Origin of the sequence: Crocosphaera watsonii WH 8501, assembly GCF_000167195.1 — a bacterium.
Classification (GTDB): Bacteria; Cyanobacteriota; Cyanobacteriia; order Cyanobacteriales; family Microcystaceae; genus Crocosphaera; species Crocosphaera watsonii.
Genome location: NZ_AADV02000098.1, coordinates 1 through 14,466, shown reverse-complemented (window position 1 = coordinate 14,466; position 14,466 = coordinate 1). Strand labels below are relative to the sequence as shown.

At 36.8% G+C, this 14,466-nt stretch carries 12 protein-coding genes and 1 pseudogene; 6 read left to right on the top strand and 7 right to left on the bottom strand.

Annotation, left to right across the window (positions count from 1 at the left end; all coding sequences use genetic code 11):
• Nucleotides 1-50: 50 nt before the first annotated feature.
• Nucleotides 51-662 (bottom strand): annotated as a pseudogene (locus CWATDRAFT_RS22895) (IS5-like element ISCwa2 family transposase); the annotation flags it as partial.
• A gap of 274 nt (nucleotides 663-936) precedes the next feature.
• Between CWATDRAFT_RS22895 and CWATDRAFT_RS22890 the strand changes: the two are divergent.
• Nucleotides 937-1,257 carry a slr1957 family protein gene (locus CWATDRAFT_RS22890; protein ID WP_007307236.1) on the top strand — a complete coding sequence of 107 codons (321 nt, stop codon included), beginning with the start codon at nucleotides 937-939 and terminating at the stop codon, nucleotides 1,255-1,257.
• A gap of 51 nt (nucleotides 1,258-1,308) precedes the next feature.
• Here the strand turns inward: CWATDRAFT_RS22890 and CWATDRAFT_RS22885 are convergent, their stop codons facing one another.
• The 3 genes from CWATDRAFT_RS22885 to dnaG all read right to left on the bottom strand — a co-directional run bounded on the left by CWATDRAFT_RS22885 (nucleotide 1,309) and on the right by dnaG (nucleotide 5,094).
• Nucleotides 1,309-2,823: a serine/threonine-protein kinase gene (locus tag CWATDRAFT_RS22885; protein WP_007307234.1), complete on the bottom strand. Its 1,515-nt coding sequence runs from the start codon at nucleotides 2,821-2,823 to the stop codon at nucleotides 1,309-1,311.
• 129 nt (nucleotides 2,824-2,952) lie between these two features.
• Nucleotides 2,953-3,111, bottom strand: a complete 159-nt coding sequence (locus CWATDRAFT_RS32410) for a YqaE/Pmp3 family membrane protein (protein WP_007307233.1) — start codon at nucleotides 3,109-3,111, stop codon at nucleotides 2,953-2,955.
• Between the two features lie 69 nt (nucleotides 3,112-3,180).
• Nucleotides 3,181-5,094, bottom strand: a complete 1,914-nt coding sequence (dnaG, locus tag CWATDRAFT_RS22875) for a DNA primase (protein ID WP_007307232.1) — start codon at nucleotides 5,092-5,094, stop codon at nucleotides 3,181-3,183.
• 371 nt (nucleotides 5,095-5,465) lie between these two features.
• Between dnaG and CWATDRAFT_RS22870 the strand changes: the two genes are divergently transcribed.
• Together CWATDRAFT_RS22870 and CWATDRAFT_RS22865 are read left to right on the top strand one after the other, a co-directional pair.
• Nucleotides 5,466-6,587: a class I SAM-dependent methyltransferase gene (locus CWATDRAFT_RS22870; RefSeq protein ID WP_007307237.1), complete on the top strand. Its 1,122-nt coding sequence runs from the start codon at nucleotides 5,466-5,468 to the stop codon at nucleotides 6,585-6,587.
• 142 nt (nucleotides 6,588-6,729) lie between these two features.
• Nucleotides 6,730-7,647, top strand: coding sequence for a PhzF family phenazine biosynthesis protein (locus CWATDRAFT_RS22865; protein WP_007307238.1), 918 nt, complete (start codon nucleotides 6,730-6,732; stop codon nucleotides 7,645-7,647).
• A 77-nt stretch (nucleotides 7,648-7,724) separates the two neighbouring features.
• Here CWATDRAFT_RS22865 and CWATDRAFT_RS22860 read toward each other — a convergent pair whose 3' ends face one another.
• Nucleotides 7,725-8,279 carry a pentapeptide repeat-containing protein gene (locus tag CWATDRAFT_RS22860; RefSeq protein WP_007307231.1) on the bottom strand — a complete coding sequence of 185 codons (555 nt, stop codon included), beginning with the start codon at nucleotides 8,277-8,279 and terminating at the stop codon, nucleotides 7,725-7,727.
• Nucleotides 8,280-8,347: 68 nt separating this feature from the next.
• The gene (locus CWATDRAFT_RS22855; protein WP_007307230.1) at nucleotides 8,348-9,730 is read right to left on the bottom strand and encodes an HD domain-containing phosphohydrolase; all 1,383 of its coding nucleotides are present in this window, start codon (nucleotides 9,728-9,730) and stop codon (nucleotides 8,348-8,350) included.
• A 211-nt stretch (nucleotides 9,731-9,941) separates the two neighbouring features.
• On the opposite strand from CWATDRAFT_RS22855, the gene CWATDRAFT_RS22850 reads away from it, so the two are divergent.
• Entirely contained in the window at nucleotides 9,942-10,811 is an 870-nt protein-coding gene (locus CWATDRAFT_RS22850) for a DMT family transporter (protein WP_007307239.1), read from the top strand.
• A gap of 70 nt (nucleotides 10,812-10,881) precedes the next feature.
• On the opposite strand, the gene CWATDRAFT_RS22845 is transcribed toward CWATDRAFT_RS22850, so the two are convergent.
• Nucleotides 10,882-12,618, bottom strand: coding sequence for a peptide ABC transporter substrate-binding protein (locus CWATDRAFT_RS22845; RefSeq protein WP_007307229.1), 1,737 nt, complete (start codon nucleotides 12,616-12,618; stop codon nucleotides 10,882-10,884).
• A 1,012-nt stretch (nucleotides 12,619-13,630) separates the two neighbouring features.
• Between CWATDRAFT_RS22845 and CWATDRAFT_RS22840 the strand changes: the two genes are divergently transcribed.
• Together CWATDRAFT_RS22840 and CWATDRAFT_RS22835 are read left to right on the top strand one after the other, a co-directional pair.
• Entirely contained in the window at nucleotides 13,631-14,233 is a 603-nt protein-coding gene (locus CWATDRAFT_RS22840) for a tetratricopeptide repeat protein (RefSeq protein WP_042712201.1), read from the top strand.
• Between the two features lie 111 nt (nucleotides 14,234-14,344).
• The coding region (locus tag CWATDRAFT_RS22835) for a chlorophyll a/b-binding protein (RefSeq protein ID WP_042712199.1) at nucleotides 14,345-14,466 on the top strand (122 nt) is incomplete at its 3' end.

Here is a 14,466-nt window from a genome sequence, read left to right as displayed (position 1 = left end):
TTAACGACCGGGATCACCTTTCAGCAGTTTTTCTAGAAGTTCTCAGCGTTTTTTCTCAATTTTACTCTTAATGGTTTATAAAGATTATCTATTATTCTTTTTGTCTCAATTCTGGCTTGATTTAATATGCCTAAATCCGTTGGGTATTTGATGTCTGCTGGCGCACAAGTCGCATCTAAAATTAGTTTACCTTTATTTTTTATTTTTTCTCCTTTTTCTTGGAGACAATCCTTTTTTTTTACTTCTTTATCACTCTTGTCTATTTCTCTTTTTACTATTTTTTTATTGATTTTGTTTATCAATTCTCCATCAATTCTTTTCCTAAAATGAACTAGCATTGAAGATTCCAGTGGTGGCTCTTGTTGATAACAATTTAAACCTATAAAGTATTGTAGATAGGGATTTTCTCTAATCTGTTCTATAGTTTCTCTATCACTTGTTCCTAATTTTTCCTTAATAATTAATGTCCCTAATGCCATTCTAAATAGTTTGGCTGGCGCACCTTTTTCTGCTGAAAAAAGTTTAGCATATTCTTCCTCAAAATCATCCCAAGGTATCAACTCTGCCATGATTACCCAACGATTATTGGGGGACAATTTGCCCTCGAAAGGTAATTCAAATTTTTCTGGGGGCGGTAAAGGTTGCTCCTCTTTTCGATACATTTATTCTTGACCAACAACTGGGAGGTGTTTCTACCAATTATAGCGGTTTGTAGCCGACAAAGCTGATCTTTTTTGCGATCGCGAATATGGGTGTAACCTTTTAAAGAATAGGGTTTTGCTTTTATTCAGCAAACCCTACTTAAGATTGTCAATTAAGTTTTATTAAGTTACCGAACAACAGAAAATGGTTTTGCTAATATAAATGATAACTATTGCTAAACAGAGATTGATTTAGACGGAAATTAGTAGTAAATGGGGGAAATCTAAAAGAATTATGAAACACTTTAGAGACGAATGGATACAGGAATGGTGTGACGACAATGGATGGACAGATTTATTTAGAGAACGTTACAATCACTATTGGGCGTTTCCTCCAGGAGCAGTTATGCCGGAACCGATTCCCTCTGAAGTATTGTACTTAATTAAAGCAACAAAGGGATTTTGTGTGGAAGAAAGGACTTGGTTAACTTCAGCTATTTTAATCTCAATTGTATCGGTTGTTTTAAGTTATCTCTTAAAAAATCCCATGCCTATTGTTTTTGCTTTTGCCTTCGCTGCTGTTACTTCTGCTAAGTTAGAAATGGAAGAAATCTAAGTTTTTTGGTGTATTACGCTACGCTAATACACCCTACAATTATTTTGAGATTTATTCTCTGTCAGATTCAAAATAAGGTTGGATATTAGTCTTATTTTTTTCTCTGTCTGATTCAAAGTATTTTTGTATATTGTAATTATTCTCCTCTTCTTGAGAAGGTTTTTCCTCACTAGGTTGAGAAGGAATATTAGGGATAACGATGGAAGGACTTGAAGGTTGTTCTTCGGTTGTCTCTTTGGGGTCCGATGACTGCGGTGGTGGTTCAACGGGAATGGGAACTGCTTTGGTGGGTTCAGGGATAGGTGTTAGAGTGGGAGAGGCTTCAACTTCTGGAGTAGGGGAAGCTTCAACTTCTGGAGTAGGGGAAGCTTTAACTTCTGGAGTGGGAGAAACTTCAACTTCTGGAGTAGGAAAGGGAGTAGGAGAAGGTTGCGATCGCCTATTATTAACCGGTCTACGGTTTCTGGGTTTGGGCGGTGATAACTCTGGGGTTGGGGTTTCTTTTGGTGACTCTGGTAATACCGAAGGGGAAGAAGTAGGTTGCGATCGCTCTTTTGTCCCTAAAACGATCCCTAACATTAGTCCTCCTATGATCGCACTTGCAGCTAAAAACGATCCCAAGGCCAACAGGGCCCAAGGAGGTTGGTTTTCTTGAGTAGTGTTACTAGGGCGTTGTGGGGATGGTGGGGATAAAGATGAATTTTGTTGGTCAACAGCTATAGTTACTGCGGTGGCAAGGGGATCAAAAACCTGTAAAGCTGCTAACATTTCTTTAGCGGTGGAAAAGCGATCGCGGGGATGAAAACGTACTGTGCGATCGAGAACATCTCCTAAGTTAGACTTAATATTTGGGGCTTCCTTTCGCCATAAAACCTCCCCTGTATTGGGATCAGTAGCTAAGTATTGAGGGGTTTTCCCCGTGAGTAAAAAAATGGCAGTGAGTCCTAAACTATACAAGTCACTGGAGACAATGGGACGGCCGGCAGCTTGTTCAGAGGCCATATAACCAGGGGTTCCCAGTCCCACAGAATAGGGGGTATTACCGTTACTGTGAACCATAGTGGCCACGGTTTCTTTAACGATGCCAAAATCAATTAAAACCGGTTTTTGATCCCCACTGCGAATAATAATGTTATCTGGTTTAATATCACGGTGAATAATGCGACGATTATGGACATAATCCAACACAGGTAATATACCGATTAATATATCTTGTATTTGTTTGGGGGATAAGTTACCTTGTCGTTGATGAATTTGAGTTAAGGTTTCTCCTTCGATCCATTCTTGTACTAAGTAAAAATCCCCTCCTTCGGAAAAATAGGCGTATAGTGCAGGTATTTGGGGATGTTTTTCGCCTAATTCTTCCAAAATAGCCGCTTCTGTAGCAAATCTTTCTTTTAACCAATCAGGAATAACGTGAGAACGAACCGCCGGCTTAAGTTGTTTGATAACACATTTTTTGGCCGAGGGCAAATGGGTATCGATGGCGAGAAATGTCTCTCCAAAACCCCCTTTTCCCAAGGTTTCAAGAACTTGATAACGATTATTTAGTGTTAATGACAACATATCCCCTCCATTGCCCTAGTAAGACAAATCAAGCTTCATTGTAGCGAATCTTATTTCGTTTTTGAGTTGATTCACGCAAGGGACAAGTTCAAAGAGTAAACTTGCCCGATGTTTTATGGCAAAAATTGACTATTTTTTAGCGATAACCCAAACCGCATGAAGAACACCAGGAAAATAACCAAAAAGGGTCAATAAAATGTTAATCCAAAACGGCCATCCAATCCCAACTTGTAAGAAAACACCCAGGGGAGGGAGAAAAATCGCACAAATAATTCTAACTGCGTCCATGTTTTTCTTTAAGCATATATACACTGGTAATTATTCATAAATTGACTTGAGTTGTCAAGCTTATTTAATTTAACTATAAATATCGAGTTGGGAGAAACTTCTGAGGGGTTGGAGTTGTAAGATTTTTTGTCGACTAGAAATATACTCGTTTAAATAGTATTGATAATTAACAGGATCTTCTTCAGGATTAATGGTTTTATATTTTTTTTCACAATAATTACAATATTTTTCGAGGTTTACTTTCTCAAGGGATATTAAAGCAGCATCAATAATCAAACTTAAGCGACTACTATCTTCATATTGCTCAATTTCTCGGAAGTTTAAAAGTTTATTTACTTTCTCAGAAACCTCTGATAAGTTTGCTATGTCAGCTTCTAATTTAGAGACTAATTTTTGATCATATTCGTCATCAATATCTAATAATTTTTGCCAGATAATACGATGTTCTGAGAGACTAAAAATAAGGTTTTTATCCTCTAGCTTATCAAAAATTTCTTGACGATGTTCGGGATAATGTATATAAATCTTTAGCAAAATAGTTTCTGCTTCTTTTAATAAATTGTTCTCAGCCGTATTTTCTAGTTTAATAAAGGTTTTAGTTGTATTTTTTTGAGACAACTTAGTAAGGGGTTTACTTAACTGAGTCTGTAAATTTTTTAGGTAAAGGGTCAGTAGTCTCGCATCTCCTTGCGCAAGAATTTCTGCACAATAGCTAATATAATAACTCCGTTGATTGCTATCTGATAATTGGTTTAATAGTTTAACCATTCCTTGGGCAACTTGTTCAAAATTATCTGCTTGTTTTAAGTTTTTCTCCATTAATATTTGTTCAATTTTCCAGTTTAACCACAGGGGTGCTTTTTCTATTAATTCTTGATACTGTTCCGAACCATTATCATGAGAGTTGATAAATTCATCAGCGTCTTTGCCATCGGGAATATTGAGAATTTTTAGGTTAACTTGTCCAGAATAAATGAGTGATTCTATTTCTTTTATGGCTCTTTCCGTTGCTTTAATACCTGCTTTATCTGCATCAAAATTGAAGATAACTCCTTTGGAATCGCTATATCTTAATAACTGTTTTAATTGACTTTCACTAAACGCTGTTCCTAGAGAAGCTACTGTATTAGTAATTCCTGCTGAATGAAGGGCGATCGCATCAAAATAACCTTCGACAACAATAACTTTATCGAAAGAACGAATACTACTTTTAGCTTGATCTAAAGCGAATAAAGTCTTACCTTTATTGAATAATGGAGTTTCGGGAGAATTAAGATATTTTGGTTCATCATCCGTTAAACTTCTGCCCCCAAAAGCAATAACACGGCCTTGAATATCCTTAATAGGAATCATCAGGCGATCGCGAAAGGTATCATAATAACCATTCCCTTTTTTTCTAGGTTTAATTAGTCCTGCTTCTTCTACTAAGGCAATAGGATAACGTTTTTGTTCCACTAAATAACGATATAATGTTTCCCAACCACTGGGGGCATATCCTAAGTTGAATTTTTGTATAGTTTCGGGTTGTAATTTTCTTTTTTCGATTAAATAATTTAAAGCATTTTCTCCTAAAGTTTCTCGTAGTGCGTGTTCAAAAAAATTGCTCGTCACAGCAACAATTTCATATAATTGTTCTTTGAGAGAAAGTTCTTTTTGTACTTCTTGCCGTTTTTCAGGTTCTAAGGTTTTGAGGGGAACTTGATACCTGTTTGCTAACTCTAGGACAACTTGACTAAAAGATTGTTGTCCAATTTCCATTAAAAATTTAATCCCATTTCCCGCTGCTCCGCAACCAAAACAGTAATACATTTGCTTGCTTTGATTAACGGTAAAACTAGGAGTCTTTTCCTGATGAAAGGGACATAAACCAACATAATTTTGTCCTCTTTTTTTGAGAACAACATAATCAGAAACTATGTCATAAATGTCTATTTTTTCTTTAACTTCTTCAATGGTATCTGGATGTAGTCTAGGAAAGTTCATAATAAATATCGATTACAATCTAGAAAACTGTGTTACCCTAAAATAAAGATGCTAGGGTTGGCAAACCAAAAACTTATCTAGACTAATTATAATGGAAAAAACTTTGCCCACCTGACAAAAGTTTAAATCAACATTGATATAGTAATCAGGTTTCAGTTGTGAGAAAATCAGAAGAAGGGTAAAACAGAGTATTAAACCCCTACAAGGACATAATAGTATTATATCCTGATATATTCTCGCTTCTGACATATCATTACTGACTTCTATAACACTGTAGAAAACTATGTCAGTAGAGAAAAAAGTTTGATCTATCTTAACTTTTTTAGAAAAAGCTTTAAGTTCTAGTTTAATATAATTATATTGAATATTGTATGATCAATTATAAATCTTTAATCTGCGAAGAAACAGCCTATTTTACTGTGGGTAAAACTTTCTATCGTCCCCACAGTAAAATCACCAGAGATTTAGGAGTATTAGCTGCCAAAGTCTATAAACAAACCCAAGAAAAGTTACGGGTTTTGGATGTCATGACGGGGTGTGGGGTTCGTTCCATACGTTATTATTTAGAAAGCGATGCTGACTACATCTGGTCCAATGATAGTAACCCTGAAAATAAAGAAACTATTGAATATAATTTAGGTTTTATTTTACAAGAAAACAAAGGTAAAATAAGCTATCAAAATGCTAATAACATCTTCTTTGAATGTTATAATAATAAAGATTACTATGATTTAGTAGATGTGGATGCTTTTGGTTCACCTAATCCCTATTTAAGTACCGCATTATGGGCAACAAAAATAGGGGGATTAATCTATTTAACTTGTACAGATGGACGCACAGGAACGGGACATTTACCCGAAAAATGTTTACAAGTTTATGGATCTTATGGTCGATCCCATCCAGCAGCACAAGAACAAGTATTACGATTAATTATAGGTAGTGCCTTACAACAAGCAGCAACAATGGGATTAGGAATTGAGCCAATTTTCTCTTTTTTTACTGGACAAAATTATCGAGTTATGCTGCGTTTATTACCTAAAATTAATCTGAGTTTAGATAATTATGGTTTTCTAGGATATTGTCATCAGTGTGGAGAGTATGCAACTATTTCTTATCAACAGCTAGGTAAATCGAGATGTTATGATCAAGAAGAAAAACAGGATTATAATTATACAATTTCTGGTGCAATGTGGTTAGGTAATTTACATAATAAAGAGTATTTAAAAACCATGAAAAACTTAGCAATTAATTTAAAATGGAGAAAAGTAAGCGATTTATTATCAACCATGATCAATGAGTCTAACTTTCCTCCTTATTTTTATACTTTGGGAGAAATAGGAAGACGAGGAAAATTAGATATTCCCAAGCGATCGCAACTGATTACAGCTTTAGAAAATCAGGGTTTTTCTGCTACAATAACTCATATTAACCCCCAAGCGATTAAAACTAATGCTACTTTAAAAAAATGTATTTACATTGCATTAGTTTCCTAAAGTAGGGGTCAACGGCCGTTGACCCCTACAAAGGTAATATCTGTAGTCTAATTTGATGAAAATGGTATAATTAAAAGGACTCTCAGAAGAATTCTAATCGTGGCTATATTTAGGGTTTGCTTATATAAAATAATTAATCATTATGACTTATTCATTCTATACTGTTGATGTTTTTACTGATACTATCTTTGGAGGAAATCAATTAGCTGTATTTCCTGATGCAGAGGGTTTATCTTCTGAAATCATGCAAAAAATAGCAGCAGAATTTAATTTTTCAGAAACTGTTTTTATCTTGCCTCCTACTGTTAATAACACTACTAAACAATTACGTATTTTTACACCAACTCAAGAATTACCATTTGCTGGCCATCCCACCTTGGGTGCAGCTTATGTTTTGGGAATTAATGATGATTTAATAAACAAAAATAATGATGTAAATATTATTTTTGAGGAAGGAGTAGGGTTAGTTGCTGTCAAAATTAAATTTGAAAATAAGCAACCTATTTATACAGAATTAACCTCCCCACAACTTCCAGAATTTTCTAATAAAGTCCCATCAATAGAAGAACTAGCATCAATTTTAAGTTTGAAAATAGAAGACTTTAGAGAGGATAAATATTCTCCTCAAGCTGTTTCCTGTGGACTGCCTTTTTTGTTTGTACCTCTGCATAATAGAGAAGCATTAAAACGTATTCAATTGAATAGCAATCGCTGGCAACAAATATTAGAAAATAGTTGGGCTTCTTCCCTTTATGTCTTCTGTTTTGATCCTGAAAATGAAGGAGCAAATATTCGTGCCAGAATGTTTGCCCCTGGTTTAGGAGTAATAGAAGATCCAGCTACAGGCTCTGCTGCAACTGCTTTTGGGGGATATTTAGGCATTCGTGAAACTGCGAATGAGGAAATTTTTCACTGGCGAATAGAACAAGGGTTTGAGATGGGAAGACCAAGTTTTCTAGAAGTAAGAACAGAAAAAGTTAATGATAAAATCAACAGTATTCATGTGGGAGGAGCTTCCGTTTTAGTAACTAAAGGAACTATGGAACTTCCAACCTCTTAAAGTCTGAATATACATTTAAGTAGGGGTCAACGGCCGTTGACCCCTACAATATAGACATCTGTAGTCCAATTTAATTGTTAATTGTCCAAAGGTGTTCCATCAAGACAGGTATTAGTTAATATTGTACCTTCCATAATTGCCTGTTCCACCTGAGCGCATAATAGGTTAGCATTAGTAAAATTAGTACCTCTTAGAATGGCCCCATTGAGTACAGCTTCTTCTAAATCTGCTTGAGATAAATCAGCCCCAGAAAGATTAGTATTACTTAAATCTGCTTGTAGTAAAATAGTTCCGATTAAAGTGGCTCCTCGCAGATCACAACCCCGAAAATCAACCCCTGTAAAATCTAAATGACTTAACACAGATCCAGCTAAAAATGCCCCTGCTAAACTAATATTTTGTGCCTGAATATCCGCTAGAATAACCCCTCTTAAATCAGCATTACGACAGTCTGCATTGTTTAAATTAGCTCCCGTTAAATCTGCCCCTCTTAGATTTGTTCTCAGAGTTGCCCCCGATAAATCAGCACCGGTTAAATCTGCCCCCGATAAGTCCATTCCCGACAAATCTAGCCCCGCTAAATCTTTAATTTGTCCGTTACGAATATCTAATAAATTGATGGTTTTACTCATGATGATCTCCTGTAAATTGATATTATTTGTAGGGGCTTAATATTATTAAGTCCCTACGGTTTGTGACTTCATTTTGTGGCTTCTTCTAACCAAATAGCCTGTAGTTGACTGGGGCGACTCGGTAAACACATTAAGCCCATTTCTGCTAGTCTGACAATGTTGCCTAAAGTATCAAGCAAGTTTGGATCAAACCAGGTCTCTCGGCGAGACTCGCATTTTTCAAGAGCCTCCCCTAAACTAAGTGGAGGGCGATCTCCTCTGGGTTGGGTTAATTCTTGGAAGTAAGAAACTAAGCCTAAAATTCGCGATTCTATGCCGTTTTCTTCCCCTTTTAAACCACTAGGTTTACCACTTCCGTCCCAATGTTCCAATTGATGGCCAACAATCTCTTTTATAGCCTTTAACTCTGGCATAGTAGATAAAAGTTGTGCGCCCAAAGTTGCCCTATCTCTCCAAAAAGCGTAACTGGAATCATTGAGTTGATCGGGGGTTTGGGTAAATACTTCTTTGGGGGCTTCTGCGAGACCAATGCGATACAATAAACCTGCTAACCTTAACCGTCTCAGTTGCAGCGTGGGTAAGTCCAATAGTTGTCCGATGGTTTCTGCTAAAGCTGCCACTTGTAAAGAAGCAACACTATTATCGGGATCTCTCTCATCCACCCGTTGGGCCATGCGCAAAAACGCCTGTAACTTACTGGCCGCTAAATTTCGATTTAATTTTAATGCTTGTCCTTCTAAGTCTACCAGTTCCTTATTTTGACGGTTGATGGTGACTAACTGTTGTTGAGAAGTTTGTAAATAGGTAACAATACGAGAGACAACCCCACTGAGATCGATGGTGATGTCTTTGGGAGTTGCTGCGATCGCCTCTTGCATTTTCGTCAAGCGATCGGCTAACTCTGGGTTATAAGTCCGCACTGACTCAATTAAAATCTTAGCTGCTTTTTCTACCGGAAGACGATCAAACGTCCAGAGTCCGTAAAATTTTCGTTCTGTGTCTGTTTGGGGTTGGGTGTCAGCGCGATATTCTTCGGGGGATAGTTCCCGACACAACACCATTGCTGCGTATCCAGGGGCTAAAATGACTAAATTCCACTCTTCTACTAAAACGTCGTCGTTATTGAGGTGAACTAGGGATACATTATCTAATTTTCCTGTTTTATGACTATCAAACCCACTTTCAGCAACCGCAGAGATGGCAATATGACGAGAAGATTGGGCAATATCATAATAGCGATCGGCTTCCTGTAAGTACCATTTTCCCTGTTGAAACGTCACCAACACTAGGGGTTTTTGTTGGGGATCGTCGGGGGTACTTTTAAGAATATGGTCTTCTAAGGCGTGACAAAGGGCAACCAGGGTATTTTTGAAGTAAACACCGTAACTGGGTGGTAATTGACCGTCTGGAAGCGCGCTTTTGAGTTGGTTTAGGGTTGACTCAGGTAACATTCAGGACTACTAAAATGAGGACGTTATGATTAGTTTATCTTAAGCTATGCACAACTATAGCTTATCCTCTTGATTAATGGATCATTAACCTCAATAACTTTTACAACCTTATTTTTTTCTTTATCCATTTGATACTTAAGGCCAATATAATAGCTACAATTATAAAGAATATCGAGTTGATAATACTATTCAAAACAAAATTATTACGTCGATGACTAAATCACAAAATATTGTACGTGGAGCCTTTTTTATTGTTACTGCTGAAGTAAGTTTTGCTCTGAGTGCAGCCCTTATTAAGTTAGTATCAGATTCATTACCTAATCAATCCATTGTTTTTTTTCGCAATTTATTTGGCTTACTAATTCTCACTCCTTTATTATTAAACGCTGGTGAGAACATATTAAAAACCAACCGCTTACATTTACATCTTTTTCGTTCAGGAATTGGCATGGGAGCCATGTATTGCTTTTTCTATGCTTTAGCTAATCTTCCCTTAGCTGATTCAATGTTAATCAAATCAACTATTCCCCTAATCATCCCTTTTATCTCCTTAGCTTGGCTCAAAGAAAGTATTTCTAAGCGTATAATTCTGGCAGGTTTATTAGGATTTATCGGCGTTTTTGTAATCTTAAACCCAGATGGAAATAACACTAATTGGGCAATTTTAGTGGCCTTCAGTAGTAGTTTAATGGCCGCTTTAGCTTTCGTCACAGTTCGTCAACTTTCTTCTACTGAACCACCATTAAGAATTGTCACCTATTTTGCTATTGTTGGTCTTATTATCTCTGCTATTCCCCTAACTTGGACTTGGCAAACCCCAACCTTCCAACAATGCGTTATGTTATTGGGAGTGGGATTAACCACCACCATTGGTCAACTATTATTAACTCGTGGTTATCAAAACGCCCCTGCTTCCAGTGTGGGAATTTTTACATATACTTCTGTTCCCTTTGGTACATTTCTCGGTTGGTTATTTTGGCAAGAGTTATTAGAACCCGAATTTTATTTAGGGGCTATCTTAATCATTTTAGCTGGTGTACTTGTTTTGAGGAAGAAACTACCTTCAGCAATTAATAATTAACAATTAATAATTAATAATTACCTCTCCCTAAAAGTGAGAGGAAGGTGTCCGCCAGGGGACTGCTTTTGTCTTACTCAAATTTCCAATCTTTAATATTCCAAGTATTACGATCCCAAGGAGTTAATTCAAACCCTTGTAAACGGTTACTAATAGCAGTAACATCTGCCCGATGAACTAAAGGAATAACTACAAAATCATTAATTAAAATATCATTCATTTTAACAAAGATTTCTGCTCTTTTTTTAGGATCTAATTCTTGGGTGGCAGCTAACCATAATTTATCATATTCGGGATTACAATAGCGTGAATAATTATTACCTACCCAATTATTAGCTTTTTGTGTGATTTCATCACACTTATAATCCTTCAAATAATTACTGGGATCAGGACTATAATTCCCTGTAGTAAACATTTGTAGATCAGCATAAAAATGCTCAATTGTATCATTATTAGAAGGATCACTTGAGAAGAAAATACTGGCATCAACACTCTTTAATTCTACGTCTACCCCAATAGTTTCTAATCCTTGTTTAACAATTTCTTGGGTTTTTTGACGCAGAGGATTAACTGATGTTTGAAATACCACTTTCATCTCCACACCATTTTTATCTCTTGTCCCATCATTATTACTGTCTTTCCACCCAGCTTCATCTAATAATTGTTGAGCTTTTTCTAGATCAAATTGATAAGAAGTATTAGGAGAATTATATTCTTGGGGTAACAGTAAAATGTTAGCAGCAGGTTCACCAGTAATACCGTATAATTGTTCGCTAATAGTCTTTCTATCAATAGCCAAGCTAAAGGCTTCTCTGACTTTTTTATCCGTCAAAAAAGGATGAGGATTATTTCTATTTGCTCTTTCCCCGTCTGCTGTAGCTTGATTAGGATCAGAAAAATTTAATAAAATACGCTCGCTTAAAGTACCCAAAAGTGAAACAGTTTTTCCTTTTCCTCCTGTTTCTAATTGTTTTAAAACTGGGGCTTCTATTTGCAGGTTAAAAGCGTAGTCTGCATCCCCTGTTTGTAACACAGCACGAGCAGCAGAAGTTGCATCCCCACCTCCTTTTAATTCGATACGTTTAAAGCCCAATTCATCAGCATTTCTAAAGTAAGAATTTGGTTCAAAAACAACAACATCCCCAGGCTTAAATTCAACCACCTTATAGGGACCAGTGCCAATAGGTAATAAGTTTGCAGGAGCTTCTCTAACATTTTCTCCATTATATTCTTCGTAAATATGGCGGGGTAAAATTATACCCGATCCACCAATAAAAAACCTATTCCAAGCCGGATTCACTGTTTTAAAAGTAATTTTAACTGTGTAGTCATCAATTGCTTCAATTTGGTCAATAATTTCGTAATCCCCTGCACTGGTTGCACCAACTTGAGGATTACTTAAAAACTCATAAGTAAACACAACGTCTGCTGCTGTAAAAGGAGTCCCATCTGACCATTTAATATCCTGTTTTAATTTCCAAGTTACTGACTTGCCATCTGCTGAAATACCACCATTTTCACGGTCAGGAATTTCAGCAGCTAAAAAAGGAATTAGCTCCCCATTTTTATCATAACTAGCTAAGGGTTCTAAGGTGATTCTACTAGCCTCTAAGTCTTTTGTTCCTGTAGATAAGTGAGGATTAAGAATAGTTGGGGCTTGCCAATATAATAATTTTAATGTGTCACTATCACTTGAAGAATTGGTAATATTGCTGTCTTGGGAATTACAAGCGGTTAATATAACAGAGGTTCCAAAAAATAAAGACAATAACCAACGACAAGAACCATCATGAAATAATTTCTTTAACACAGATATAAAACTTCCTTATAGAATTTGGTTTAGGCTAAATTGTAACAGATTATTGCTCAAATGAAATGATTTAACACTTTCTATAGCAGTCGGTAATGATATATGAGAAGCGAGAATATATCAGGACATAATAGTATTATGTCCCTACGAATACGTCCTTGTCTGGGTAAAACACACTCTGTTTTACCCAGAAAGCTGATTGCTATATTTACTAGAAATCACTGAATTCTAAGCTAAAAAGTTCATTCACTTGACACAATACTACTTAATCCCAATTTCCTAAAGTAGGGGTTAACGGCCGTTAACCCCTACAATATAAACTTATGTAGTCTAAGTTGATGAAAATGCTGGTTATAAACAGAAAGTGGGAATACTAATAAAAATCCTAATAAATCTGACAATCTGATCTAAAAGTTACTTGAGACATTGCCCATAGGACAGCTTTGATCCCTTTAATTATGCCAACTTACTGAATTATCCGAAAAGATTGTTAAAAAACTTGAATTTCACTAATCAATAATTACCCACAATATACCATTATGAAACGGCTTATCCCTCGTTTAGTGACACTCCTCCCGACGCTGAGCCAGTGGGTACAGCGCGGGCTTCCCTACCTCACGATAGGACGTTACTGTTTCATCGGTCTTTTCTAGATACACAAATGTTGCCATTCACATATCCCCGTCCAGATACCTCCACAGTCAGCACCACCGACTATCCATCGGCTGCAATGTATCGAGTTTTTATCCAGAAATATTTTTCTACCCGTTTCTAGCTTCTGAGCATTGTTGATTGTCTGGGGCAATCTAGGGACGCATATCTCCACTAGCTAGAGCGATGGGGTTCGCCCTTTAACTTTTGAGCCTGTTTCCAGGTGTCGGTTAGACTGCCTTTATTGTACTGTTGACTTACTTTCTTGTCAATAATTGGGGCATCGAACCCCAATCATTGACCCGCCTTTCATCCCGACACTGACCTACGGTATAGTGCGGGGCTTCTCGACGGTTAGCTAATTCTTACCCTTTGTCTAACCCCTGTTGCCTTAAATACCCGATCTCAACCCAGTTGGGCAGAAAGTGACAGTGTTGAAACTACGATACAACAACTGACAGAGGAAGCAAAAACCCAAACACAACAAGGTCGATCTCAACAGGCCATCGACACTTGGCAACAAGTCCTCGATCTTGCCCAACAATATGACAAAAAAAGCCTACAAGCTTTTGCTTTAGTGGGTTTGGGGTTAAATTATCATGAAATGCAACAATCAAGCACCGCTTTAGAATATTATCAGGAGGCTTTACCAATAGCTCAACAAAGTGGCGATCGCCGTGTGGTAGGGGCTGCCCTCAACAATATGGGTGCTTCCTATCAAAGTTTGGGACAGTATCAAGAAGCCTTGACTTATTATGAACGAGCATTACCCATTACTCAACAAGTGGATAAACCAGCAGATATCGCCAAAACGTTGAATAATATTGGAGAAATAAACAGTATTATCGGTGAGCAAGATAATGCACTACAATACTACCAAGAAGCTTTATATATGGCGCAAAAAGTAGGAGATCCACTCCTAGAGCAAAAAATTCTCAACAACATCGCTCAGATAGGGGACTAGAGAAATTATTTATTAAATGTAAAAATATGTTGCAAAGATCAAAAAGTTTTGTTAAGATTGTAATCAAGAACTTGACTAAATCACAGCTACCGAATATGTAGGTACATCACTATGGATAACCAAGAATCTAAATTAGGCTTCACTGCATTTGCTGAAAACTGGAACGGTCGCTTAGCTATGCTCGCATTTGTAATCGGCATCGTTACCGAATACATGACCGGACAAGCATCCTC